We start from the raw sequence: 22,645 nt of genomic DNA, 5'->3' as shown, positions 1-22,645 counted from the left end.
GCGCACATGGGACGGCTGGCGCGCACGGACGGCCTGAGCGGGACCCAGCGGGAGATCCTGGCCACCGTCAGGGACTTCGTGGACAAGGAGGTGCTGCCGGTCGCGGGCGACCTCGACCGCGCCGACGCCTACCCGGACGCCCTCGTCGCGGGGCTGCGGGACCTCGGCGTCTTCGGGCTGATGATCCCCGAGGAGTACGGCGGGCTGGGGGAGTCGCTGCTGACCTACGCGCTGGTGGTCGAGGAACTGTCGCGGGGCTGGATGAGCCTGTCGGGCATCGTCAACACCCACTTCATCGTGGCGTACATGGTCCGGCAGCACGGCACCGCCGAGCAGCGCGCCCGGCACCTGCCGCGGATGGCGGCCGGCGGGCTCCGGGGCGCGTTCTCCATGTCGGAGCCGGGCTGCGGCTCGGACGTGGCGGCGATCCGCACCCGGGCGGTCCGGGACGGGGACGAGTACGTCATCGACGGCCAGAAGATGTGGCTCACCAACGGCGGCTCCTCCTCCCTGGTCGCGGTGCTGGTCAAGACCGACGAGGGGCACGCCTCGGTGCACCGGAACATGACCACGTTCCTGGTCGAGAAGGAACCGGGCTTCGGCGAGGTGGCGCCCGGCCTGACCATCCCCGGCAAGATCCAGAAGATGGGCTACAAGGGCGTCGACACCACCGAACTGCTCTTCGACGGGTTCCGGATCCCGGCCGGGCAGATCCTCGGCGGCGCCCCCGGCGCGGGCTTCTACCAGATGATGGACGGCGTCGAGGTGGGCCGGGTGAACGTGGCGGCGCGCGCCTGCGGGGTCGCGCTGCGGGCGCTCGAACTGGCCGTCGGCTACGCCCGCCGCCGCGAGACCTTCGGCCGGCCGATCACCGAGCACCAGGCGGTGCGGTTCCGGCTGGCGGAGATGGCGACCAAGGTCGAGGCCGCGCACCAGATGACGGTGATGGCGGCCCGGGTGAAGGACTCCGGCGACCGCAACGACCTGGAGGCCGGCATGGCCAAGTACCTGGCCAGCGAGTACTGCAAGGAGGTCGTGGAGGACGCCTTCCGCATCCACGGCGGCTACGCCTACTCCACCGAGTACGAGATCGAACGGCTGTACCGCGACGCCCCGATGCTGCTGATCGGCGAGGGCACCGCCGACATCCAGAAAATGATCATCAGTGACCGGGTGCTGAAGGAGTACGGCTGACGCGCGGGCGGGCCGCCGCCTCCGCCGCGGCCCGCCGCCGCAGCTCGGTGCGGTCGATCTTGTGGACGGTGTTCACCGGCAGGTCGTCGGCGAACACCACCAGGTCGGGCACCTTGTAGTCGGCGATCAGGCCCCGGCACCAGTCGCGCAGCTCCTCCGCCGCCGGGGCCCGCCCGGCCGCCGGGACCACGAAGGCCACCCCGATCTCGCCGATCACCGGGGCGGGCGTGCCCACCACCGACACCCGGGCGACCGCAGGGTGGCGCAGCAGGGCCGTCTCCACCTCCGCGGGGTGGACGTTGTACCCGCCGCGGATGTAGGCGTCGTCGGCCCGGCCGAGGATCGTCAGCCGCCCGTCGGCGTCCAGGGAGCCCACGTCCCCGGCGGTGATCCAGCGGTCCGCGGGCCGGGGCCCGGCGGCGCCGCGCGGGCCCGCCCAGTAGCCGCGCATCGCCGCCCGGGAGCGCAGGTGGATCCGCCCGGCCCGGCCCGGGCCCAGCGGCGCGCCGGCCTCGTCCCGGATCTCCACCTCGACGTCGCCGAGCGGGCGCCCGACCGTGGTGGCGACCGCCTCCACCGGGTCGCCGGGGTCGGTGCCGAAGGCCAGCGGCAGCTCGGTGCTGGCGTAGCGGACCACCACCGGGCAGCCCAGCCGCTCGCGCATCGCCCGGACCAGGGACGGCGGCACCCGGCTCGCGCCGGTGGCGACCAGCCGCAGCGCCGACAGGTCGGTGCCGGCGAGGGCGTCCAGCGAGATCAGCTTCTCCCACTGGGTCGGCACCCCCTGGCCGAGGGTGACCCGCTCGGCGGCCAGGGTTTCGAGCATGTCCTCGGCCCGCCACACCGGCGGGGTCAGCACCAGCGCGGACCGGTACAGCAACTGGTCGTAGATCCGGGTCATGTACCCGGCGTGCGCGAACGGCACGGGGGAGAGCTTGCGGTCGTGCCGGGCGCTCAGCGGGCCGATGTTGCGCGCGATCAGCTGGAGCGCCTCGTGGTCGAACCAGGCGCCCTTGGGCCGGCCGGTGGTCCCGGACGTCCACACGATGACCGCGGGGTCGTCGGCCCGCACCGCGACGAAGCCGTCGTCCGCCGGGCCGGTGAGGATCTCCCCGGCGGTGCGCACGGCGGCGCCGCCGGCGCCCGGCGGCAGGCCCGGCCCCGCCGTCACGACCACCTTGGGCGCGGCGGTGGCCAGGATGTGGCCGATCTCCGTCGGGCCGAGCCGGGGGTTGATCCCCGACACGACCGCGCCCAGCCGCAGGGCGCCCAGGTAGCAGCAGGCGAACTCGGCGGAGGAGGGCAGCAGCAGGCAGACGACGTCGCCCCGGCCGACGCCGAGTTCCCGCAGCGCCCGGGCCGCCGATCCGGCGGACCGCCACCACCGCTCGAAGGTCAGCCGGTGCCCTCCGTCGACGATCGCCTCCGCGGCGGGTTCCTCGGCGAGGATGCCGGTGAAGAGGTCGGCGACGGCGCCGGAGCCTCGGGCCGGGTTCATGCTGGGCGACTCCCTGCTCGTGCGGGTCAGTCCGGGGGGTCCGTGGCGGTGATGCGGTGGATGACGTCGGCCGGGTCCTCGCCGCGGCGCGCGGCGACCCCGGCCAGGACGGTCGTGATGCGTTCGGTGAACGAGGGCAGGGCGATCGGCCCGGCGGCCAGCAGCCGGCGCAGGTACGGCAGCGCCGGGGGGTCCCGCCGGGCCAGCAGCCGGCGCAGCTCCACGTCCATGGGCCGCCCGTCCCGCTCGAAGCGGCCGGACCGGATCTCGGAGATGGCGGCGCCCAGCGCGCACTCGGAGACCAACTCGTAGAGCGCGAGGGCCGCGGGCCCGGAGAAGCCCTGCCGCACGCACGGCCCGATCGCGGTGTCGATGTGCTCGGCCATGACCTCCATGCCCAGCGCCCCGTCGACGTACTGCTTGAGTAGCTCCGGGTCGGCGACGAAGGCGCGCCGGATGTAGTCGGCCCACTCGTAGCACCACACGGCCCAGTGCTGGCCCGCGTCCCGCGGCAGCGTTAGCCGCAGGGCCGACTGCTCGGCCGCCAGCCGGAGGAGGTCGTCGCGCCCCCCGACATGGTGGTAGAGGGCGGGCACGCTCACCCCGAGCCGCTCCGCCACCGAGCGCATGGTGACCTCCTCCAGCGGAAGCTCGCCGGCGACCCGGGCGATGGCCGCCCGGTCGATGCGCGCCGGCCGGCCGGCCCGGCCGCTGCGGCCGGGCCGGCGGGGAGCGGACCCCGCGGTCGGGCTCTCCTCCTGGATCACGCTTTCCCCCTGTTCGGCCGGTTTCCGATCAGCTCAGGATGCCATGTGCCTCCACCAGCGTCGGGACCTCGGCCCGGCCCAGCCGGTCCGCGCGCCGCCGCAGCATCTCGGCGGCGCCGGCCGGGTCGGCGGTGATGCAGTACGCGCCGGCCCGGATGCCCTCCAGCACGCTCGCGGCCAGCTCGTCGAGCGGCTGTACCGGCAGTTCCCGGCCCTGCGCGGCAGCGGCCTCCACCAGCGTGGCCACGGTGATCGCGGGGGTGTCGCGCGGCCGTTCCCGGGCCAGCTCCGCCGGGCGGTTGCGCTCGGCGGTCCACAGCCCGGTGTCCAGCAGCCCGCCGGCCGGCAGGAACAGCGACACCCCGATCGGGGCGCCGCACTCCCGGAGTTGGACGGCCAGGCACTCGGTCAGCGTCGAGACGGCGGCCTTGCTCGCCGCGTACACCGAGGCGGACGCCAGCGGGTTGACCGCGCCGTCGTGCGAGGAGGTGACGACCACATGCCCCGGCTCGCCGCCGGCCAGCATCCGCGGGACGAACGCCTGCACGCCGTGCGCGACGCCCAGGACGTTCACCGAGTGCACCCAGCGCCAGTCGTTGGGCGTGGTCTCCCACACCTTGGCGGCCGGGGCGCCGACCCCCGCGTTGTTGACCAGGACGTGCACCGCGCCGAAACGCCGGTAGACCTCCTCGGCCAGTTCCCCGACCGAGGCGGGGGCGGTCACGTCCGCGAACAGCCCGGTGACCTCACCGGCCGGGGCGAGCTCGCGGACCGTCCCGGCCAGGCGGTCCCGCTCCACGTCGGCCAGCACCACCCGGGCCCCGGCGCGGGCGAACTCGGCGCCCAGCGCGCGGCCGATGCCCGAAGCGCCGCCGGTGACGACGGCGACCCGCCCGGCGAAATCGGTGAGGGGGCCGCTCATCCGGCGGTCCCGTGGATGTCGGCCAGCGTGGGTCCGACCCGCTGGACATGGGGTTCCAGCGGCGCCAGGTCGAAGCCGTAGACCTCGGCGGCGGTCAGCCCGAGGATGCGCCGGGTGTCCGCCACCGGCACCTTCCCGAACCGCTCGGCCAGCCAAGGCCGGGTGTGGGGCCAGGTCCCCTCCGGGTGCGGGTAGTCACTGCCCCACATCAGGTTGCCGACCCCGATCTGCGCGCGCCGTTCGATCTCGACGTCGCCCATCACCGAGGCGGCCAGCCAGCAGTTGCGGTCGAAGTACTCGCTCGGCTTCATGGCGAGCCCGGACCGGAAGGCGGCGGGCCCGAACTTGCGGGTGGCGTGGTCGCCCTCCCACTTGGAGTCCATCCGGCTGATGATGTCGGGGGTCCACCACGCGCCGTTCTCGGCGATGACGTACTTCAGGGCCGGGTGGCGCTCGAAGACGCCGCCCAGGATCAGCGCCCACAGCGGGCGGGCCGCCCACCAGTACGCCTCGGTGGTGTAGATCGCGATGAGGCCCGGGGTGACGCCGTAGTCGTCGGGGTCCGGTCCGACGCCGGAGTGGGTGTGCACCGGCAGCCCGGTCTCGGCCGCCGCGGCCCAGACGGGGTCGTAGACCGGGTCGTTGTAGGACGGCAGCGCCCCCCACTTGGTGGGGATCATGATGCCGCCGCGCAGGCCGTTGTCGGCCGACCACTCCACCATCCGCACCGCGGCGGCGATGTCGTGCAGCGGCACGATGGCCACCCCGGCCCGGCGCTCGGGGCTGCTCTGGCAGAACTCGGCGATCCACCGGTTGTGCGCCCAGGCGCCGGCCAGCGTCATCTCGGCGTCGTCGCTGCCGGTGGAGCCGAGCCCGGCGGTGAAGGGGGTCTTGGCGACCCCGCCGACCCCGGCGGAGTCGGCGTCGGGGAAGATCACCTCGGCGGCGACGCCGTCGTGGTCCATCTCCTTGTCGCGCACCGCGGGGTCCCACGCGCCGCGCATGCCGCCGTGCTCGCCGATCTCGGAGTTCCACTCCCGGAGGAACCTCTGGTGGTCGTCGGTCTCGGCGAGCTCCCGCAGCGCCTCGGCCTCGGCCTGGGCCTCGTCGAACATCCGGTGGTACTTGGCGTCGACGTACTCGCGGTAGCCCTCGGCGGGCAGCCCCGCGTGGCTGTCGGTGGAGATCAGGACGTACTTCTCGCTCATGGAACCTCCTCGGTCAGCTGTAGCGGGCCTGGGCGAACGGCGCGAAGGCCACCGGGTCGACGGGGCCGGCCACCGTGGGGGCGTTGTCGCTGGACCGGCGGGTCCACTGGAGGGACACGGTCTCCAGCACCGGCAGGTCCACCACCGGGCAGCTCGGCAGGTCGCGGAGCACGAGCTCGCCGTCCACCCGGCGGGCCGACTCGGGCTTGCGCACCTGCTCCATCCGGACGAGCAACGGCCCGGCGTCGAAGCCCGGGCCGGCGACGGCGGGCAGGAACTTGTACCAGAACTGCCGGGCCGGGTACGGGGCGGGCACCGGCAGCTCCTCGGCGAGCCGGCCGGTGATCTCGATGAACGTCACGCCCTGCCGGGTGATCTTCCCGGTGACGGCGTCGCCGTCGAGGGTCAGTTCGATGTCGGCGAGCTTCTTGGGCTCGCCGTAGCGCTCCCGGCTGATCGCCACCGCGGGTTCCATGTCGATCGGGATCAGCAGCGGGTACTCGCCGGGGTCCCCGTCGTGCACGGCGTCGACGGCGAAGTAGCCGACGAGTTCCTTGTGCCGGTACTCGCCGAAGGTCAGGTCGATGTCGGTGATGCGGACGTGCACGCGAGGCTCGGCCGGCGGGGTGAGCGGCGGCGGCAGGACCTCGGCCAGCGCGTCGGGGTCGGTCAGGTAGACGGCCTCCAGGGACGGCAGCACGGGGACGGACTTGGTGAGCCCGTCCTCGGTGGTGGGCTGCCGGACCCAGCGGGTGCGGCTCATCACGCCTCCTCGTCGAGGGAGTCGAGGGAGTAGAACTGCAGGGACCAGCGCCGGTGCTCGCTGATGTCCTTCTCCATGGGGCGGAGCACGGGCTTGTCGCGGTAGACCTTGTTCTCCCAGATGGGGATGTCCTGGCTGATGCCGCCGCAGAACGCCTCGGCGGCCTCCTCGGCCGCGGCGGGCCCCAGGCCCTGCGGCGAGGTGAAGATCCAGCGGACGTGGACGTTGTCGGTGTCGATGGGCGTGGTGCTCGACACGAACGTGGTGTAGCCCTGCACCCGCAGCACGCCCAGGCCCAGGCCGAAGCCCTCGCGGACGAACGTGCCGCCGTTGCCCACGGCGCGCTTGTAGGCGCCGTCCACGTGGAACTCCTCCTCGGGGATCGCGTCGGTGCCGTGGACGTACTTGAAGTGCGCCCGGTCCACGTTGTTCTCGGCCATCTCCTGGCAGCAGGTGGCGATCTCGAAGTCGCGGACCACGATCGGCGACCAGCCGGGGTCGTGGAACTCGGGCACCTCCGGCACCTCGTAGAAGGGCGGGCCGCCTTCGAGGTGGTGCCAGGCCCAGATCAAGTGGTTGCGCTCGACGGTGGGGTAGGCGCGCAGCGCGGCCCGGCGCGGGATGAAGTCGGACTCGTCGTAGGGCACGTCCACGCACCGGCCGCTCTCCCCGTCGAAGGCCCAGCCGTGGAAGGGGCACACGATGCGGTCGCCATCCACCCGGCCGCCCACGGCCAGGTGCGCGCCCAGGTGCGGGCAGTAGGCGTCCACCAGCCGCGGTGTCCCGTCCGCCTGGCGGAAGAGCACCAGGTCGCGGCCGAAGTAGTGCAGGGGGCGGAGGTCGCCGGGGGCGAGTTCCGCGGCGGTCGCCACGATGAACCAGCCGTTGGGGACGGGGAAGGGGAACCGGCCCTCGGTCCGGCGGGTGAGGCGGGTGCGGCGGGTGGGGTCGGTCAGGAGCGCGGGGTCCCGGGGCATCGGCAGGCCGGTCAGGCCGCGGGGTGCGAGCTCGGGTACGGTCACGGGCCCTCCTTTTCGGAAGGATTTTCTAAATCACTTAGAAAATCCTCCTTCCAGGCCCGGCAGTCAAGGGGTGGCCGCGGATTCAGGGACTCGGTTTCGGGGCCGGCGCCAGCGGGTCGGCACCGGAGGGCTGCTGCGGCTTCCCGTCGGGGCCGGTCATGGTCTCGCTGTCGGCCTCCAGGCTGGACAGCGCGCCGACCCGCCAGGAGCCCTTCTCCAGGACGAGTTCGAGCAGCAGCTTGGTGCCGACGACGCGCCGCACGCCCGCCGTGCTGCGCACCTCCGAGTCCAGGACCACCAGCGCCTTGGCGCGGGACCCGTCGATCTCGTTGACGTAGGTGTCGCGGACGGTGGCCGTGGCGTCCGCCTTGTACTTGGTGATGACGCCGGCCAGCCCGGCGAAGGCCGTCTCGTAGCTCTGACCGAAGTCCGCCGAGGTCAGGCCCCGGATCCGGGCCCGCGCACCGGCCAGGTCGGTGTGCTTGTAGGCGAGCAGGGCCTGCCCGAACTCCGCGGCCCGGGTGCGCACCCGCTGCTCGGTCTCCTTGGCGGCGGCCAGCCGGCTCGCCTCGCGCCACTGCACCACCGCGGTCGCCAGCGCGGCGGCCAGCACCAGCACCAGGGCCGCGGCGGTCAGCCGGTCGAGCCCGCGGAGCGAGAGGGAGATCCGCCGCCCGGCTTTCCTCTCACCGGCCTTCGCGTCCTCTTCGGCTTCCTCGGCCTGCGCGCCCGCGTCGCTCCCTTCGCTCTTCGTGTCGCCCTTCGTGTCGCCCTTCGTGCTCGCGCCGGCTTCCGTAACCGCGTCGTTCTCTTCGATCTTCGTGCCCGCGTCGGCCTCCGTGCTCGCTTCGTTCTCCTCGGCCGGCGCGCTCGCTTCGAGCTCCTCGGCCTTCGTGCTCTCCGCGGGCTCGGTGCGGGTGCTCTCGGTGGGCATGGTCATCTCTCCAGTTCATCGACGGGGCGCGCGGGACCGGACCCGGCGCACGGTGTGGACGGCGGTGCCGGCGAGCACGAGGCCGGCGACCAGCACGGGCAGCAGCGGCAGCCAGCCGGGCGTGCCCGGCTCGTCCCCCCGGGCGGCGCGGTCGGCGGACCGGGGGGCGATCGTGGTGAACACCCGGTCGGGCGCCCGCCCGGCGGCGGTGCCCTCCTTGCCCGCCTGCCCGCCGCCCTGCGCCCGGGCGGCGGCACAGGAGTAGAGCGGGGGTTCGGCGGGGTCCGGCAGGGACTGCGGGTACTCCTGCGCGTTGGGCACCGGACCGGCCACGGTGAGCACCAGCGTGACCCGGGCGTAGGCGCCCTCGGGTCGCTTGACCAGGACCTTGTCGGCCAGCTCCGGGAACTGGTGGTGGAACCGGCTGAGGGCGCGCGTCAGCTCGGCGGACGTGCGGCCGGTGAACACCGGGGCGCCGCGCGAGCCCATCGCGGTGAGCAGGCAGCTCATCCCGGGCCGGGAGTCCCGCAGCAGGGCGTTCATCCGGTCCAGGAACCCCGGCGAGCGCTCCAGGATCCCGTTCAGTTCCCTGCGGGAGCCGCGCAGCGTGCCGGTGAAGGCCGCCAGGTCGTTCACCCCGGCCGCCAGCTGCGGCCCCGAGCCGGCCAGCGTCCCGGTCAGCTGGGTGAGCTGCACCGCCAGGGCGTCCAGCACATCGGCGTTGTCGGCCAGCGTCCCGGTCAGCCGGTGCAGGTCCGCGACGGTGTCGTGCAGCCCCTGGCCGCGGCCTTCGAGCCCGGCCGCCAGCTCGCGGGTCAGCACCCGCACGTCCTCGGGCGGCACGGCCCGCAGCAGCCCGCCCGCGCTCTCGAACAGCCGCTTGTACTCCACGGTGACGGAGGTGCGGCTCAGCGGGATCACGTCGCCGGCGCGCAGCGGGCGGCCCCGCGGACCCGTGGCGGGCGGGGACAGCTCCACGTACGGCTCACCGACCGCGGACTTGCGCAGCACCCGGGCGACGGCGTTGCTCGGGACGGAGGCGCCCCGGTCCAGGTCGAGGTCGACCACCACCCGGCCGGGGGCCAGCCGGACGTCGCCGACCTCGCCGACCCGCACGCCGAGGTAGTCGACCTCCAGGTCCGTGCGCAGGCCGGGGGAGGAGGCGAACTCGGCCTGCACCCGGACCGGCCGTTCCAGGACGTCGATGGTGACGAGGGTGCTCAGCGCCCACACCATCATGACCGCGCCCAGCACGGCGAAGGCGACCAGGTTGAGCACGATGCGAGGTTTCATGGCGTCCCGTCATCTCGGCTTCATGAGCCGCTGGAGGTCTTGCCAGGTGTTCCCGGGTGGCCGCTCCCGGTCGGCGGGCAGGAAGCCGCCGAGCCACACGTGGATGAGCCCCTGGCCCGCGTGCGTCATCGACGGGGCCTGGGCGAAGTTGGTCAGCAGCGCGTCGGAGAACGCCTTGAGCTGGTCCTTGCCCCGGACCATCGCGGTGAGGACGGCGTCCAGCCGCAGCAGCAGCGCCCGCATCCGCTCCCCGTGCCGCTCCTGGATCCGGCCGTTGACGGTGTCGCTCAGCGCGACCAGGTCCGCCAGCGCCCGCTTGAGCTCGGCCCGGTCCTTGCGCACCCGTTCGGTGGCCAGCCGGACCGAACCCGGCAGCCGGTCGAGTTCGGCGCCGTGCGCGGCCAGGGAACGGCTCAGCCGGCCCATGCCGTCGATGACCTTGACCAGGTCGTCGCTCGCCGCGGCGTAGGCACGGGAGATCTCGGTGGCCCGCTCGATGATCGTGTGTAGCCGGGGCCCCTGACCCGCCAGCCCGGTGGCCAGCCCGGACACGGCCTCCCCGAGGTCCTGGCCGCCGAGGGCGGCCAGGACGGGCCCGACCCGCTCGCTGATCCGCTCCAGGTCGGGCTGGACGGAGGTGCGCGTGATCCGGGAGCCGTCCGCCAGGAACGGGCCCCGGCCGGTGTCGACGCCCCGCGGCGGGTCCAGCCGGATGTAGTTCTCACCGAGCAGCGAGGTCTTGGCGATGGTGGCGCCGGTGCCGGCGGGGATGCGGCGGCCGTCGGCGATGGACATGGTGACGCGGGCCCGGTACCCCTCCAGCCGGATGCCGGTGACCGTGCCGACCGTCACGTCCGACAGCTGCACCGAGTGCCCGTCCACCAGGTTCTGCACGTCGTCGAAGACGGCGACGAGGGTCATGTCGCCTTTGGGGGCACCGAGCGTCTGGAACGAGCAGCCGGCCGCCACCGGCAGAATCGCCAGCACGATCACCAGCACGATCAGCCTTTTCACGGCCGGCCCCTCCGCTCGATCGTCGGCGGGCAGTTGCCGATCGGCTTGTCGAGGCAGGGCACCCGGCCCCAGCCCATCAGGTCGAAGATCGGTTGCAGCCAGATCCGCAGGGTGGCGTTGAGCTGCACCCGGATGGCGACGACGTTGTTCTTGCGGTCCCAGCTGTTCAGGGCCAGGTCGGTGAACCGGGACAGGCCGGCGACGGCCTCGGCGATCGCGGCGCTGTTGGCCTTCAGGGTCATCAGCAGCTCCGAGGTCCGGGCCACGGTCTCCGGCAGCTTCTCCTGGTAGGCGACGACCAGGACGTCGCCCTGGCGGATCACCGCCTCCAGGGCGGTGAGGAGGTTCTTCAGCCGGGTCCGCTCGTCGGCGAGCATCCTGCTGGTCTCGCCGAAACCGTTGATCAGCCGGGTGAGCCGGTCGTCCCGGCGGTTGAGGGAGGCCGACAGGTCCCGCAGGTTCCCGGCCAGGGACACCAGCCGCTCGTCCTCGCCCGCCAGGTCCCGCGACAGGCGGGCGGTGGTGGCCAGCGCGTGGTTGACGTCCTTGCCGTTGCCGTCCAGCAGGTCCGCGCCGGCGTGCACCAGACCGCTGATCTTGCCGGGGTCGACCGATTCGGCCAGCCGGGTGAAGGCGGTCAGCGCCTCGTCGATCTCGACCGCCGGTTCGGTGCGTTCGATCGGGATGACCGCACCCGAGACGGCCCGGGGCATTCCCGGCTTCCAGGGCGGGTGGAGGATGACGCTGCGCTCGCCGATCGCGCTTGCCGCGGCGATCGTGGCCCGCACGTCCCGGGGCACCGGCACGTCGCCGTCCAGCCGCAGGTCGACGCGGACCCGGTCGCCCGCGGTGCGGATCCGTTCGATGCCGCCCACGTCGGCGCCCATCAGCTTCACCCGCGACTCCTCGTACAGCGCCGGGGTCTTGGCGAAGTACACGGTGAGCCGGAACCCGCCCGCGCCGCCGCTCGGCACCGAGCAGGCGGCCGCCGGGACGATCAGGAGCGCGGCGAGGAGGGCCGCGCCGATCCGCTCGGCGGTCCTCATCGGCCCCCCTGCCGCAGCATCTCCGCGAACCGGGCCACATCCTCGGCCGCCAGCGGGCCGAGTTGGCCGCCGATCGCGTCGACCCAGGGGCCGTGGGAGTTGCTGGAGTTGAACACGGTCAGGGTCGGTCCCAGCCAGGCCAGCGTGGTGTTGATGTCGTCGAGCTGCGGGGAGAGGGTGCGCACGGTTCCGCCCAGGTCGTCGATGATCGCGATCAGCTCGGCCTGCTTGGTGGAGATCAGCTCGGAGATGCGGGTGACGGCGTCGCTGCCGCTGCCGAGCAGCACCGACAGCTCGGCCTGGCGGTCGCGCAGCTCGTCCAGCAGGGTCTGGACGTTGCGCGCCAGGGCGGACAGCTGCCGGTCCTTGGCGTTGACCGTCCGCAGCACCTGGTCGCCGTCGGCGATCAGGCGCTTGATGCGGGGGCTGCTCGCGTCGATGGTCTCGCCCAGCGCGGCGAGGTCGGAGAAGGCCCGGCGCAGCCGCTCCCGGGTGGCGGCGGAGACGCCGCCGAGCTGGTCGATGACCTTGTTGATCGTCGCGGTGTCCAGCCGGGACAGCGACCGGGTGCCCGCCGTCAGGACGTCGTTGACGGTGATCGGGGTTTGCGTCCGCTCCAGCGGGACGCGCCGCTCCCGTTCCGGCAGGTCGGCCAGGTGGGGTGCGGTGACCGGCCCGCTGAGCCGCAGGAACCGGCCGCCCAGGATGTTGGCGGTCCTGACCTCCGCGCGCGTCCCCCGGCCGAGGGCGACGTCGCCGTCGACCTTCCAGGTGACCAGGACGACGCCCCGGGCGAAGTCGGGCTCGACGGCGGTGACCTCACCGACCTGGACTCCCGCCACGACCACGTGGTGCCCGGAGCGCAGCCCGCCGGTGTCGGCGAAGACCCCGGTCATCGTGTACCTGCTCTGCAGCAGGCCGAGCGTGCCGGTGAAGAAGGCGGCGGCCAGCGCCACCGCCAGGACGGTGAGGGAGACCAGCCCGACGACGATCGGGTCGCGGTCCCGGAAGGACTTCAGGGCCACTGGGTCCCTCCTCCGATCAGCCCCCGCAGGGATGCGGGGGAGGTCATGGGGCGCTCGGGGGGCTTGGTGAGCTTCATCGGGTACGGGCACTTCCCGGGGGCGAGGGTGAGGCAGGGGACCGCGCCGACCACGAACTGGCCCTCGTCGAACAGGTCGTGGAGCCGTTGCAACTTCGGGCCGGTCAGCGCGACGGTCTGCCGGAGCGGGTCGAGATTGCGGCGGGTGCCGTCCAGGACGGTCGAGAGCTGCTCGACCACCCGGGCCAGTTCCGCCGCGTTGCGGCCCGCGACCCGGTCCGTGGTGCGCAGCGTGACCGACAGCTCGACCAGGGCGCGGTCGACCAGCGCCCGGTTGTCGACGAACGCCCGCGACAGGGTCACCAGGTCGTCGGTCATCTTGGCGATCTGCTGGTCGCGCCGGGCGATGATGCCGGTGACGGTGGAGAAGTCGGCCAGCATCGTGGCGAGCGTCTGGCGCCGCGCCGCGATGGTGGACGACAGCCGTTCCACGTCGACCAGCAGCCGGGAGACGTTCTCCTCGTTGCCGTCCAGGGCGAGGTAGATGGCGGTGAGGATCCGGTTCACCTGCTCGGGGTCGAGGCTGCGGGTGAGCGGTTCGAGCCGGTTGACCAGCTCGCCGATGTCGACCACGGAACGGGTGCGGGCGATCCGGTCACCGTCGCGCAGCCGCTCCGGCGCGGTGCCCGGGACCAGGTAGACCACCCGCTGGCCGACCGCGCTGCGCCAGCGGATGGCGGCCTCGCTGTCGCGGGGGAGCCGGTGCGCGGAGTTCACGCTCATCCGGACCTCGGCCCGGCCCTCCCGCACCTTGATCGAGTCGACCCGGCCGACCGGCGCGCCGGCGACCTTCACCTGGTCGCCCTCCTGCAACCCGCTGGCGTCGTCGAAGGCGGCCACCACCTGGTAACCGCCGCCGAAGCCGAGCCGGGCGATCTGCGCTCCGATGAAGAACGTCAGCGTTCCGGTGAGGGCGAGGAAGGCGACGGTCCGCAGCAGGGACGAGTGCCGCCGGCGTATCCGGGGGTCGGTGCCCGCCAGGCCCGCCCTGCGCCGGCGGCCTCGGCTCCGGGCGCGTTCGGCCATGGTCACGGTCCTTCCAGGGGGGTCAGGGGCACAGCCCGATGAGCAGTTCGCACGGGTCGGTGGGCAGCATGATCTGCACGGCGAGCATGTGCTTGCCGGTGCCGTCCGGACCGGGGGCCCAGCCGACCGCGCGGTAGTACGGCAGCAACTCGGTCAGGGTCCGCACGGCGGGTCCGCCGATGCCGAGTTGGGCGCGCAGCACCGCGGCGGCCCGCTCGGCGGAGCGGAAGCCCTCGCCCGCGTTCCCGCCGTGCTTGCCGAGCCCGTGGGCGAGCAGCGCCGAGACGGCGGAGACACCCGAGGCCGTGCGCCGCAGCCGGTTCTGCCCGGCCGACGCCGTGGCGATCAGTGCGTTGGCGTCGCCGGTGACCGCGCCGGCGCTCTGGCCGACGCCGCGGAGCTCGGCCAGCGCGCCGAGGTCCGCGAGGAACACCTGGGCCTCCCGGCGGCGCCGGTGGGCGACCTCGACGAGGGTGCCGGTGCTGTCGACGATGCCGCGCAGCCGCTGGCCCTGCCCGCCGAGTCCCTGCCCGAGCGCGTCGACGATCACCGCCACGTCCTGCGGGTCGATGGCGGCCAGGGTGCGGTCGGCGTCGGTCAGCAGGCTGTTGAGGTCGCCGGACTCGCCGGTGACGGCGATGCGGGCGCCGTCGGCGAGGTAGGGGCCGGTGGCCTCGCGCGGGCCCGGCGCCAGCCCGACGAACTTCGGCCCGAAGACCGACTCCGGCTCCACGGTCGCGCTGACCGAGTCGGGAACGTGCGTCCCGGGGTCGATGCGGAGGGTGACCCGGGCGCGCCCGTCGGGCAGCAGGTCGATCGCGTCGACCCGGCCGACCGTCACCCCGCGGATCTTGACCGGGGAGCTGGTGCCCAGCCCCTGGCCGGCGGTGCCGAAGTCGGCGACCAGCCGGGTGCCCTCGGCGGCGAACGGCCGGGCGATCAGCGCGTAGCCGGTCGCGGCGAGCGCGAGCAGCGTGGCCAGGGAGATCGTGAGCCGCCGGCGCAGCGGCATGTCCTCGATGTTCATCCGGCCAGCCGCACCGATCCGCCCTGGCCCCAGAACACGTAGGACAGCAGCAGGTTGAGCGTCACGATCGTGATGATCGACAGCCGGATGGCCTGCCCGGCGGCCCGGCCGACGCCGACCGGCCCGCCGGTGGCGTAGTAGCCGTAGTAGCAGTGGATGGCGATGACGGCGAAGGCGAAGATACCGACCTTGATCGCGCTGTAGACCAGGTCGATCATCGGCAGGTACAGGTGGAAGTAGTAGTCGTACACGCCGGGGGCCAGGTCGAAGAAGACGGTGCTGATGAACCGGGTGGCGAAGAAGCTGGCGAACAGGGCGATCAGGTACAGCGGGACCAGGGCGATCAGGGCGGCGACGACCCGGGTGCAGATCAGGTAGGTGAAGGAGTTGATGCCCATGACCTCCAGGGCGTCGATCTCCTCGGAGATGCGCATCGCGCCGAGTTCGGCGGTGAACGCCGACCCGCACTGGGCGGCCAGCGCCACCGCGGCGATCACCGGGGTGATCTCCCGGACGTTGATGAACGCGCCGACCAGGCCCATGAAGCTCTCGGCGCCGATGACCTGGAGCCCGGTGTAGACCTGGAGCCCGACCTCGGTCCCCAGGAACAGCGACATCGTGAAGATCACGAAGACCATGCCGCCGCCGATCACGGTGGCGCCGACGCCGGCGACGATGTCGCTGACCTGGTGGGCGACGGTCTTGGCGTACTTGAACCGGAAGATGATGTCGCGGACGGAGTACAGCAGCACACCGCCGACGAACACCGTCCAGCTCGCCGGCTGGGCCACCCGCTCGGCGGCGGCGCGGGAACCTCGGGAGACGTGCAGCGCGGTCTTGCGCGGGATGTCGGCGAACATCAGATCTTCGGCGGGTAGGCGACGAAGTAGATCGTGGTGATCACGTAGTTGAAGGCGAAGACGAGCATGAAGGCCACCACGGTCGCCTTGTTGACCGCGCGCCCCACCCCCACGGGGCTCTGCTCGCACTTCATGCCCATGTGGCACGCGACCAGCGCCGAGATCATGCCGAACAGCCACGCCTTGCCGAGCGTCACCAGCAGGTCCGACACCCGCAGCAGGCCGAGCGCGCCGTCGAAGTAAGCGCCGGGGGTGACTCCCTGCAGGAGCACGTTGAAGACGAACCCGCCCACCGCGCCGGACAGGATGACCAGCGACGCCAGCATCATGGAGATCAGGCTGGCCGCCCACATCCGGGGCGTGACCAGCCGGTGGACCGGGTTGACGGCCATGACCTCCATGGCCGACAGCTCGTCGCGGATCCGGCGGGCGCCCATGTCGGAGGTCATCGCCGAGCCGCCGGCCCCGGCGATGATCAGCGCCGCCGCGATGGGCGCCACCTCGCGGACGAGGCCGACCACGACGGCGCCGCCGGTGGCCGACTGCGCGCCGAGCTGGCCGGCGAGGTCGCCGACCTGGAGGGCCACCGTGGCGCCCAGCGGGAGGGCCACCAGGATCACCGGCAGGGCGGTGACCCGGGCCAGGAACGCGCACTGCTCGACGAACTCCCAGAACCAGGTGCGGACGTCCCAGGTGCGGCGGAGCCCTTCGAGCCCGATGGCGAACAGCTCACCGGTGTTGATGAGCGCGCCGGACAGCCTGCCGCCGGTGAGCGCCGGCACGCCGGCCACTCAGCGGCCCCCGGGGCGCGGCGGGAGGACAGGTGACATCAGGGCTGCTCCCATCGGTACGGCAAAACTCGTACATCTACTCAATAACTCAGATGAAATATCTGATATTTGATGGCAGACGCTCGGCACCGTAACGCGGGTCACATCACCGATGCAACCCCTTGCTTACGTTTCGTCGGACGGCAGCCCGCGCAGTGCCGCGGCGCCGAACATCGGCTCGAAGAGGGCCGAGTAGTCGGGCCCGCGGCGCAGGTGGTGCCCGCCGTCGACGTCGAGCACCTGCCCGGTGATCCAGGACGACTCGGGCCCGGCCAGGAACCGCGCGGCGGCCGCGATGTCTTCCGGCTCGCCGACCCGGGCGACCGGCATGCAGGCCAGGTAGTCGTCGAGCACCGGCCCCGGGTCGGTGATGCCGGCCACCAGTTCGGTGCGGACCAGCCCGGGCCGGATGCCGTTGACCCGGACACCCGCACCGCCCAGCTCGTCGGCGGCGAGCCGGACCAGGTGGTCGACCGCGGCCTTGGACACCCCGTAGGCGCCGAACCAGCGGTGGGTGGTGGCCGCGGCGACCGAGGAGATCGCGACGATGGCGCCCCCGCCGGCCCGGACCAGGGCCGGGGCCGCGTGTTTGACGGTCAGCATGGTGCCCGTGGCGTTGAGCTCCAGGGTCTGCCGCCAGGCCGCGGCGTCGAGCATGGCCACCGGGCCGATCGAGGTGGACCCGCCCGCCGCGGCGACCACGGCCCGCAGCGGGCCCCGCCCGGCCGCCGCCGCGACCGCCGCGGCGATCTGTTCCTCGTCGGTGATGTCGGCGACGGTGTAGGAGACGTCACCGCCGATCCGCTCGGCCGCCTCGCGCAGCCGCGCCTCGGTCCGGCCGCAGATCGTGACCGCCGCGCCGTCCGCGGCCAGCCGGGCCGCGCAGGCCAGGCCGATGCCGCTGCCGCCACCCGTCACCAGGGCGGCCGTTCCCGACAGTTCTCGCATGGGGTTCCCTTCGTGTGTGCCTGCTGGTTCAGCGGTCGACCGCGCTGGCGCCGCCGTCGATCGTGAGGTGGGTGCCGGTGACGAACGACGCCTCGTCGCTCAGCAGGAACCGGACCGCCCCGGCGACCTCCTCGGGCAGGCCCAGCCGCCCGACCGGCGCCTTGGCGGCGAATTCGCCGAACATCTCCGCGGGGGCCAGGCCCCGCAGCATGGGCGTGTCCACGTAGCCGGGGCACACCGCGTTCACCCGCACGCCGTCGGCCGCCAGCAGGTGGGCGAGTGACCTGGTGAGCCCGAGCAGGCCGGCCTTGGAGGCGCAGTAGGCGGGGATGAACATCTGCCCCAGGAACGCCTCGATCGAGGAGACGCCGACGACCGCCGAGCCCGGCAGGCCGCGCAGGTCGGCCAGCAGCGCCTGGACGAGCAGGGCCTGGGCGCGCAGGTTCACGTGCTGCACCGCGTCCCACGTGGCCTCGTCGAGGTCGCCCACCGCCGCGGGGCCGGCGACGCCGGCGGCGTGTACCAGCCCGCCGAGGGAGCCGAGCGCGGTCCTGCTGCGCTCGATCGCCGCGGGGAAGGCGGCGGAGTCGGTGACGTCGATCCGGACGGCCAGGGCGGGCACCCCGGTGGCGGCGATCTCCTCCGCCGGGCCGGTGGCGTCGGCGACGTCCCACAGCGCCACCGGGCGGCCGGCCGCGGCGAGCGCGCGGGCGCAGGCGGCGCCGATGCCGGACGCCCCGCCGGTGACGATCACCCCGGTGGTCGGGGAGAGGATGCGCGAGTCCATCCCATTCTCCTGAATAATTGATACTTGATTGGATAGTCGGGAGCAGACTAGCTTTCTTCGCAGGGTGCCGACAGGGCCGGACGGACGGGAGGGGCCATGCGCGAGTTCCGCGGTCGGGTCGCGGTGGTGACCGGTGCGGGCGGCGGGATCGGGCGCGCGCTGGCGTGCCGGCTGGCCGCCGAGGGGATGGACCTCGCCCTGGCCGACATCGACGCCGCGGCCCTGGCCGAGACCGCCGAAGCCGCCAGGGCTGCCGGGGTCGCCGGGGTCAGGGTCATGACCCAGGCCGTCGACGTCGGCGACGAGGGCTCGGTCGCCGCGTTCGCCGACCGTGCCTTCGCCGAACTGGGCGCCGTGCACCTGCTGTGCAACAACGCCGGCGTCTTCATGGGCGGGCGGATGTGGACGCGCCCGCCCGCCGACTTCGAGTGGACCCTGCGGGTCAACCTGTGGGGCATCCTGCACGGCGTGCGCGCCTTCGTGCCCCGCATGATCGAGCAGGACGCCGACGGGCACGTCGTCAACACCTGCTCGGTCGCCGGGCTCTTCGTCGGCCCGGGGGCGGCGCCCTACACGGTCTCCAAGTGGGCGGCCTTCGCCGCGACCCTCTCCCTGGCCCAGGAACTGGCGCTGGACGGCACCCGGCTGGGGGTCTCCGCGCTGTGCCCCGGCGGTGTGACCACCCGCATCCACGAGTCCGAGCGCGTCCGGCCCGCCGCGCTGGCCACCGAACCGGGCGAGGACTCGGCCTTCATGAACGAGATGATCGCCACTACCGTGGAACGTGGAATCCCGCCGCGGGAGGTGGCCGACCGGGTGGTGGACGCGGTCCGGGAACGCCGCTTCCTCGTCCTCACCCACCCCGAGTACGCCCCGGGCCTGCCGGCCCAGGCCGAGAGCCTGGTCGCGGGCCGGCTGCCCGGCATGCCCGACTTCGAATGGGGATGATCCGATGACCACGACCCGACCCCGGCCCAAGGGGTTCGACTCGCCGCTGGTGCCGAAGATCATGCGGGTGATGTCCCGGCTGAACGTCGCCGCCTACCGGGCCACCGGCGGCCGGGTGGGCGGCAAGTGGCGCGTCGGCAGCGCCTTCCCCCGGGGTGTGCCGGTCTGCCTGGTCACCACCCGGGGCCGCAAGACCGGGCTGCCGCGCACCCTGCCGTTGCTGTACCTGGCCGACGGCGACCGGGTGGTCATCGTCGCCTCGCAGGGCGGCATGCCCCGCGACCCGCTGTGGTACCGCAACCTCCAGGCCGACCCGCAGATCGTCGTGCAGGTCCGGCGCGACGTCCGGCGGATGCGCGCCCGCACCGCCGACGCCGCCGAGCGGGCCGCGCTGTGGCCGCGCCTGGTCGCGATGTACGCCGACTTCGACAACTACCAGTCCTGGACCGACCGGGAGATCCCGGTCGTCATCTGCGAGCCCTCAGATCAGGTCGAGTGAGCCGAGCTCGCGGATCGCGGCGCAGGAGCGGGCGGCCATGGCCAGGAACATCTGGTCACCGCGCTCGGTCGGCGTCCCGTAGGCGCAGCCCAGCACGGTGATCAGCGGCCCCTGGGGGACGGCGAACCGGTAGTCCTCGAAGCACGCCTCGGCGTCGTAGCCCGTGACGCCGTAGCCGGTGAGGGCCGTGTGGTAGGCGGCGACCAGCGAGCGCTCGTGCGCCGCCCGGTCGCGGGGCGCCAGGCCGGTGCCGAGGAAGTACGCCAGGTCCCGCAGCGGGTGCCCGATGCTGAGCGTCTGCCAGTCGACCGCCACCACCCCGGGTGCGGCGTCGGGCGGGAAGATCAGGTTGTCCAGCCGGTAGTCCCCGTGCACCAGGCCGAACCGGTCGGACCGGGCCAGCACCCAGTCGGCGATGCGGTCGGCGACCTCGCGCAGGGTCCGGGCGTCCTCGGCGGCGAGCCGGCCGGCGAACCGTTCGATGAAGATCTCCACGGCGGGCGCGAAGGCCTCGCTGAGCTGCCGGGCGTCCGCCTCCTGGACGACGCTCAGCCACGGCACCTCCGGCAGCGTCGGGTCGCACCACCGCGGCCCGTGCAGCCCGGCGAGGTTGACGGCCGCGTCGGCGGCCTGCTCCGGGGTGCATCCCGCGAGCTGGTCGCCCTGCGTGGCGGGGTGCAGGTCCTCCAGCAGCAGCACGAAGGTGGTGTGGTCGTCGGCCAGCGCGGCGTAGTGGCAGGTCGGGGTGCGCACCGCCACGGTCGGGACGAGGTCGCGGTAGAAGGACACCTCGGCGCGGTAGGCGGAGCCGAGGAAGGTCCGGGTAGCGGGGTCGGCGCAGGCCAGCTTGGCGACGAGCCGGCGCGGCGCGCCGGCGCCGCCGTCGAGGAGGAGCCGGTAACACGCGCCGATCTGGCCGGACCCCACCGCCTCCCAGGTCACGGCGGTGACCGGGGCGTGCAGCACTTCGCTCAGCCACTCGGGGGTGAGCCCTTCGGGGGCGTCGACGACGGCGGTGTTCACGGGCGGCTCCGTCCGGGGTTGGGGTGGTGGGCGGCGGCCCCGGCGGGCCGGACCCGGCGGTAGGCGGGGAGCACGGGCGCGGCCTCGGCGGGCGTGAGCCCGTGCAGGATGACGCCGTCGGCGCCCGCGGCGAACTGGTCGAGGACGCGGGCGGCGCAGCGGTCGGGCGACCCGGTGGCCGAGGCGGCCGTCCACTCCGGCGGTAGCAGGCCCGCGACCCGCTCCAGTTGCTCGGTGGTGGCGACGGCGTCGAACGCGCCGGGGAAGCCGGAGACCAGGTCGTCGGCGCGGAACCGGGCCAGCACGGCGGGGTCCCAGCCGTTGAGCCGGACCAGCAGGTCGCCGTACCCCTGGAGGTAGGTGGCGAGCCGGCCGGTCAGCTTGCGCAGCCGGGCCTCCTCGCCGATGTGGTCGGGGACGGTCGCCAGTACGGACCAGATGCGGACCGCCGCGGGGTCGCGGCCGGCCTGCTCCGCCCCGCGCCGCACCGCGGCCACCGAGCGCGCCAGTGTCTCGTCGGTGAAGAAGGTGTGCAGCACGACGCCGTCGGCCACCCGCCCGGCGAACTCCAGCGTGCGCTCGCCCATCGCGGTGAGGATGATCGGGATGTCCTCGTCGAACCCCGAGTCCTGGTGCAGGTAGGGGAACCGCCCGGCGGGGCCGTCGTGGCCGGCGACCGCCTCGCCCCGCCAGAGCCGGCGCATGATGCCGATGAAGTCCTCCAGCTGCGCCTGGGTGACCCGGGGCAGGCCCATCACGTCGAACAGCGGGTCGAAGCCGCGGCCGAGGCCGAGCGCGAAACGCCCGCCGGTGAGCCGGTGCATCGTGGTGGCGAACGTCGCGGTGATCAGCGGGTGCCGGGTGTTGTGGTTGGTGGCCGCGGTGGCGACGCCCAGCCGCTCGCTCACCGCACCGGCGGCCCCGGAGAGGGTGGCGGCCTCCTTGGTGGCGAACCGCTCCGACAGGAACACCGCCCCCAGGCCGAGCCGCTCGCCCTCGCGTACCTGTTCCAGCAGGTCGCGCGGGGTTCCCGAATGTCCGGCGAGTCCGTAGAAGCCCAGCTCCGGAAAGTGTTCCACGCGACCGCTCCCACTGGTTTTGAAAACTTGATGTTGTATATTATCGCCAAGTTAACGAGCTGCCAATGCCCGCCGGAAGCGGCCGAGGATCGAGGGAACGCGCATGCGCTTTGCGGACAAGGTCTCCATCGTCACCGGAGCCGGCCAGGGCATCGGAGAGGCGTACGCCAAGGCCCTGGCCGCCGAGGGCGCCAGGGTGGTGGTCGCCGACCTCAACGGGGAGCAGGCCCGGCGGGTCGCCAAGGAGATCGAGGCGACCGGCGGCACCGCCCTGGCCGTGACGGTCGACGTCGCCGACCCTGACAGCGCCCTGGCCATGGCCGACTTCGCGGTGGCCGCGTTCGGCGGCATCGACCACCTGGTCAACAACGCGGCGATCTACGGCGGCATGCAGATCGAGTCGCTGATGAAGGTGGACCTGGACTACTACCGGAAGTTCATGTCGGTGAACATGGACGGGGCGCTGCACTGCACCCGCGCCGTCCACCGGTCGATGCGCGAGCGCGGCGGCGGCTCGATCGTCAACCAGTCCTCCACCGCCGCCTGGATGGCCGGCGGCTTCTACTCGATCGCCAAGGCCGCGATCAACAGCCTGACCGTCAACCTGGCCGCGGAACTGGGCTGGATGAACATCCGGGTCAACGCGATCGCCCCCGGCCCGACCGACACCGCCGCGACGCGGTCCGTGGTGCCCGAGGAGTTCGTCGAACCGATGGTGCAGGGCCTCGCGCTCAAGCGGCTGGGCACGCCGCAGGACCATGTGGGTGCCCTGCTGTTCCTGCTCTCCGACGCCGCCGCCTGGACCACGGGCCAGATCCTGGCCGTCGACGGCGGCCACATCGTCCGCCTCTAGGA

Annotated in this window: 23 protein-coding genes; 4 read left to right on the top strand and 19 right to left on the bottom strand. The window is 73.3% G+C overall.

Annotation, left to right across the window (positions count from 1 at the left end; translation table 11 throughout):
- Positions 1 to 6: 6 nt before the first annotated feature.
- Positions 7 to 1,194: an acyl-CoA dehydrogenase family protein gene (locus DPM19_RS04940; RefSeq protein ID WP_111863586.1), complete on the top strand. Its 1,188-nt coding sequence runs from the start codon at positions 7 to 9 to the stop codon at positions 1,192 to 1,194.
- On the opposite strand, the gene DPM19_RS04935 is transcribed toward DPM19_RS04940, so the two are convergent.
- The 17 genes from DPM19_RS04935 to DPM19_RS04855 form a co-directional block, all read right to left on the bottom strand.
- Positions 1,163 to 2,692 carry a class I adenylate-forming enzyme family protein gene (locus DPM19_RS04935; RefSeq protein WP_111863585.1) on the bottom strand — a complete coding sequence of 510 codons (1,530 nt, stop codon included), beginning with the start codon at positions 2,690 to 2,692 and terminating at the stop codon, positions 1,163 to 1,165. The genes DPM19_RS04940 and DPM19_RS04935 overlap by 32 nt on opposite strands.
- Before the next feature lie 26 nt (positions 2,693 to 2,718).
- Positions 2,719 to 3,459, bottom strand: a complete 741-nt coding sequence (locus DPM19_RS04930; protein WP_111863584.1) for a TetR/AcrR family transcriptional regulator — start codon at positions 3,457 to 3,459, stop codon at positions 2,719 to 2,721.
- Positions 3,460 to 3,487: 28 nt separating this feature from the next.
- A complete protein-coding gene (locus DPM19_RS04925; RefSeq protein ID WP_111863583.1) occupies positions 3,488 to 4,381 on the bottom strand; it encodes an SDR family NAD(P)-dependent oxidoreductase in 894 nt (297 codons plus the stop codon).
- On the bottom strand, positions 4,378 to 5,589 hold the full coding sequence (locus DPM19_RS04920) for an amidohydrolase family protein (protein ID WP_111863582.1): 1,212 nt from the start codon (positions 5,587 to 5,589) through the stop codon (positions 4,378 to 4,380). The genes DPM19_RS04925 and DPM19_RS04920 overlap by 4 nt, the downstream gene beginning before the upstream one ends.
- A gap of 13 nt (positions 5,590 to 5,602) precedes the next feature.
- Positions 5,603 to 6,352, bottom strand: a complete 750-nt coding sequence (locus tag DPM19_RS04915; RefSeq protein ID WP_111863581.1) for an acetoacetate decarboxylase family protein — start codon at positions 6,350 to 6,352, stop codon at positions 5,603 to 5,605.
- Positions 6,352 to 7,374, bottom strand: coding sequence for a Rieske 2Fe-2S domain-containing protein (locus tag DPM19_RS04910; RefSeq protein WP_199484853.1), 1,023 nt, complete (start codon positions 7,372 to 7,374; stop codon positions 6,352 to 6,354). The genes DPM19_RS04915 and DPM19_RS04910 overlap by 1 nt, the downstream gene beginning before the upstream one ends.
- A gap of 82 nt (positions 7,375 to 7,456) precedes the next feature.
- Positions 7,457 to 8,314 carry a hypothetical protein gene (locus DPM19_RS04905; RefSeq protein ID WP_111863580.1) on the bottom strand — a complete coding sequence of 286 codons (858 nt, stop codon included), beginning with the start codon at positions 8,312 to 8,314 and terminating at the stop codon, positions 7,457 to 7,459.
- A 9-nt stretch (positions 8,315 to 8,323) separates the two neighbouring features.
- A complete protein-coding gene (locus DPM19_RS04900) occupies positions 8,324 to 9,601 on the bottom strand; it encodes an MCE family protein (protein ID WP_111863579.1) in 1,278 nt (425 codons plus the stop codon).
- Positions 9,602 to 9,610: 9 nt separating this feature from the next.
- Positions 9,611 to 10,615, bottom strand: a complete 1,005-nt coding sequence (locus DPM19_RS04895; RefSeq protein ID WP_111863578.1) for an MCE family protein — start codon at positions 10,613 to 10,615, stop codon at positions 9,611 to 9,613.
- A complete protein-coding gene (locus DPM19_RS04890) occupies positions 10,612 to 11,661 on the bottom strand; it encodes an MCE family protein (RefSeq protein ID WP_111863577.1) in 1,050 nt (349 codons plus the stop codon). The genes DPM19_RS04895 and DPM19_RS04890 overlap by 4 nt, the downstream gene beginning before the upstream one ends.
- Positions 11,658 to 12,686 carry an MCE family protein gene (locus tag DPM19_RS04885; protein WP_158566701.1) on the bottom strand — a complete coding sequence of 343 codons (1,029 nt, stop codon included), beginning with the start codon at positions 12,684 to 12,686 and terminating at the stop codon, positions 11,658 to 11,660. Before DPM19_RS04885 ends, DPM19_RS04890 begins: the two co-directional genes overlap by 4 nt.
- Positions 12,677 to 13,789: an MCE family protein gene (locus DPM19_RS04880; RefSeq protein ID WP_111863575.1), complete on the bottom strand. Its 1,113-nt coding sequence runs from the start codon at positions 13,787 to 13,789 to the stop codon at positions 12,677 to 12,679. The genes DPM19_RS04885 and DPM19_RS04880 overlap by 10 nt, the downstream gene beginning before the upstream one ends.
- A gap of 22 nt (positions 13,790 to 13,811) precedes the next feature.
- Positions 13,812 to 14,816, bottom strand: a complete 1,005-nt coding sequence (locus DPM19_RS04875; RefSeq protein ID WP_111863574.1) for an MlaD family protein — start codon at positions 14,814 to 14,816, stop codon at positions 13,812 to 13,814.
- Complete coding sequence (locus tag DPM19_RS04870; RefSeq protein ID WP_111863573.1) at positions 14,813 to 15,676, bottom strand: ABC transporter permease; 864 nt, start codon at positions 15,674 to 15,676, stop codon at positions 14,813 to 14,815. Before DPM19_RS04870 ends, DPM19_RS04875 begins: the two co-directional genes overlap by 4 nt.
- Complete coding sequence (locus DPM19_RS04865; protein ID WP_233509851.1) at positions 15,676 to 16,467, bottom strand: MlaE family ABC transporter permease; 792 nt, start codon at positions 16,465 to 16,467, stop codon at positions 15,676 to 15,678. The genes DPM19_RS04870 and DPM19_RS04865 overlap by 1 nt, the downstream gene beginning before the upstream one ends.
- A gap of 165 nt (positions 16,468 to 16,632) precedes the next feature.
- Entirely contained in the window at positions 16,633 to 17,454 is an 822-nt protein-coding gene (locus DPM19_RS04860) for an SDR family oxidoreductase (RefSeq protein WP_111863571.1), read from the bottom strand.
- Positions 17,455 to 17,482: 28 nt separating this feature from the next.
- The gene (locus DPM19_RS04855) at positions 17,483 to 18,241 is read right to left on the bottom strand and encodes an SDR family NAD(P)-dependent oxidoreductase (protein WP_111863570.1); all 759 of its coding nucleotides are present in this window, start codon (positions 18,239 to 18,241) and stop codon (positions 17,483 to 17,485) included.
- Positions 18,242 to 18,337: 96 nt separating this feature from the next.
- On the opposite strand from DPM19_RS04855, the gene DPM19_RS04850 reads away from it, so the two are divergent.
- A complete protein-coding gene (locus DPM19_RS04850) occupies positions 18,338 to 19,189 on the top strand; it encodes an SDR family NAD(P)-dependent oxidoreductase (protein ID WP_111863569.1) in 852 nt (283 codons plus the stop codon).
- 4 nt (positions 19,190 to 19,193) lie between these two features.
- A complete protein-coding gene (locus tag DPM19_RS04845) occupies positions 19,194 to 19,688 on the top strand; it encodes a nitroreductase family deazaflavin-dependent oxidoreductase (RefSeq protein WP_111863568.1) in 495 nt (164 codons plus the stop codon).
- Here the strand turns inward: DPM19_RS04845 and DPM19_RS04840 are convergent.
- Both DPM19_RS04840 and DPM19_RS04835 read right to left on the bottom strand, forming a co-directional pair.
- Positions 19,671 to 20,711, bottom strand: coding sequence for a phosphotransferase family protein (locus tag DPM19_RS04840; protein WP_111863567.1), 1,041 nt, complete (start codon positions 20,709 to 20,711; stop codon positions 19,671 to 19,673). The two genes, DPM19_RS04845 and DPM19_RS04840, sit on opposite strands and share 18 nt — an antisense overlap.
- Positions 20,708 to 21,790 carry a TIGR03857 family LLM class F420-dependent oxidoreductase gene (locus DPM19_RS04835; RefSeq protein WP_111863566.1) on the bottom strand — a complete coding sequence of 361 codons (1,083 nt, stop codon included), beginning with the start codon at positions 21,788 to 21,790 and terminating at the stop codon, positions 20,708 to 20,710. Before DPM19_RS04835 ends, DPM19_RS04840 begins: the two co-directional genes overlap by 4 nt.
- A gap of 103 nt (positions 21,791 to 21,893) precedes the next feature.
- On the opposite strand from DPM19_RS04835, the gene DPM19_RS04830 reads away from it, so the two are divergent.
- Entirely contained in the window at positions 21,894 to 22,643 is a 750-nt protein-coding gene (locus DPM19_RS04830; protein WP_111863565.1) for an SDR family oxidoreductase, read from the top strand.
- The last annotated feature ends 2 nt before the right edge of the window (positions 22,644 to 22,645 follow it).

Source organism: Actinomadura craniellae (assembly GCF_003289645.1).
Taxonomy (GTDB): Bacteria; Actinomycetota; Actinomycetes; order Streptosporangiales; family Streptosporangiaceae; genus Actinomadura_D; species Actinomadura_D craniellae.
Note: the sequence above shows the minus strand (reverse complement) of the source record. Positions and strands in the feature narration are given on the sequence as shown.

Excerpts from the sequence above, each read along its gene's own strand:
- DPM19_RS04940 (WP_111863586.1), top strand. The coding sequence starts at position 7 with ATGGGACGGCTGGCGCGCACGGACGGCCTGAGCGGGACCCAGCGGGAG.
- DPM19_RS04935 (WP_111863585.1), bottom strand. The coding sequence starts at position 2,692 with ATGAACCCGGCCCGAGGCTCCGGCGCCGTCGCCGACCTCTTCACCGGC.
- DPM19_RS04925 (WP_111863583.1), bottom strand. The coding sequence starts at position 4,381 with ATGAGCGGCCCCCTCACCGATTTCGCCGGGCGGGTCGCCGTCGTCACC.
- DPM19_RS04920 (WP_111863582.1), bottom strand. The coding sequence starts at position 5,589 with ATGAGCGAGAAGTACGTCCTGATCTCCACCGACAGCCACGCGGGGCTG.
- DPM19_RS04915 (WP_111863581.1), bottom strand. The coding sequence starts at position 6,352 with ATGAGCCGCACCCGCTGGGTCCGGCAGCCCACCACCGAGGACGGGCTC.
- DPM19_RS04905 (WP_111863580.1), bottom strand. The coding sequence starts at position 8,314 with ATGACCATGCCCACCGAGAGCACCCGCACCGAGCCCGCGGAGAGCACG.
- DPM19_RS04900 (WP_111863579.1), bottom strand. The coding sequence starts at position 9,601 with ATGAAACCTCGCATCGTGCTCAACCTGGTCGCCTTCGCCGTGCTGGGC.
- DPM19_RS04890 (WP_111863577.1), bottom strand. The coding sequence starts at position 11,661 with ATGAGGACCGCCGAGCGGATCGGCGCGGCCCTCCTCGCCGCGCTCCTG.
- DPM19_RS04880 (WP_111863575.1), bottom strand. The coding sequence starts at position 13,789 with ATGGCCGAACGCGCCCGGAGCCGAGGCCGCCGGCGCAGGGCGGGCCTG.
- DPM19_RS04875 (WP_111863574.1), bottom strand. The coding sequence starts at position 14,816 with ATGAACATCGAGGACATGCCGCTGCGCCGGCGGCTCACGATCTCCCTG.
- DPM19_RS04870 (WP_111863573.1), bottom strand. The coding sequence starts at position 15,676 with ATGTTCGCCGACATCCCGCGCAAGACCGCGCTGCACGTCTCCCGAGGT.
- DPM19_RS04860 (WP_111863571.1), bottom strand. The coding sequence starts at position 17,454 with ATGCGAGAACTGTCGGGAACGGCCGCCCTGGTGACGGGTGGCGGCAGC.
- DPM19_RS04855 (WP_111863570.1), bottom strand. The coding sequence starts at position 18,241 with ATGGACTCGCGCATCCTCTCCCCGACCACCGGGGTGATCGTCACCGGC.
- DPM19_RS04850 (WP_111863569.1), top strand. The coding sequence starts at position 18,338 with ATGCGCGAGTTCCGCGGTCGGGTCGCGGTGGTGACCGGTGCGGGCGGC.
- DPM19_RS04845 (WP_111863568.1), top strand. The coding sequence starts at position 19,194 with ATGACCACGACCCGACCCCGGCCCAAGGGGTTCGACTCGCCGCTGGTG.
- DPM19_RS04830 (WP_111863565.1), top strand. The coding sequence starts at position 21,894 with ATGCGCTTTGCGGACAAGGTCTCCATCGTCACCGGAGCCGGCCAGGGC.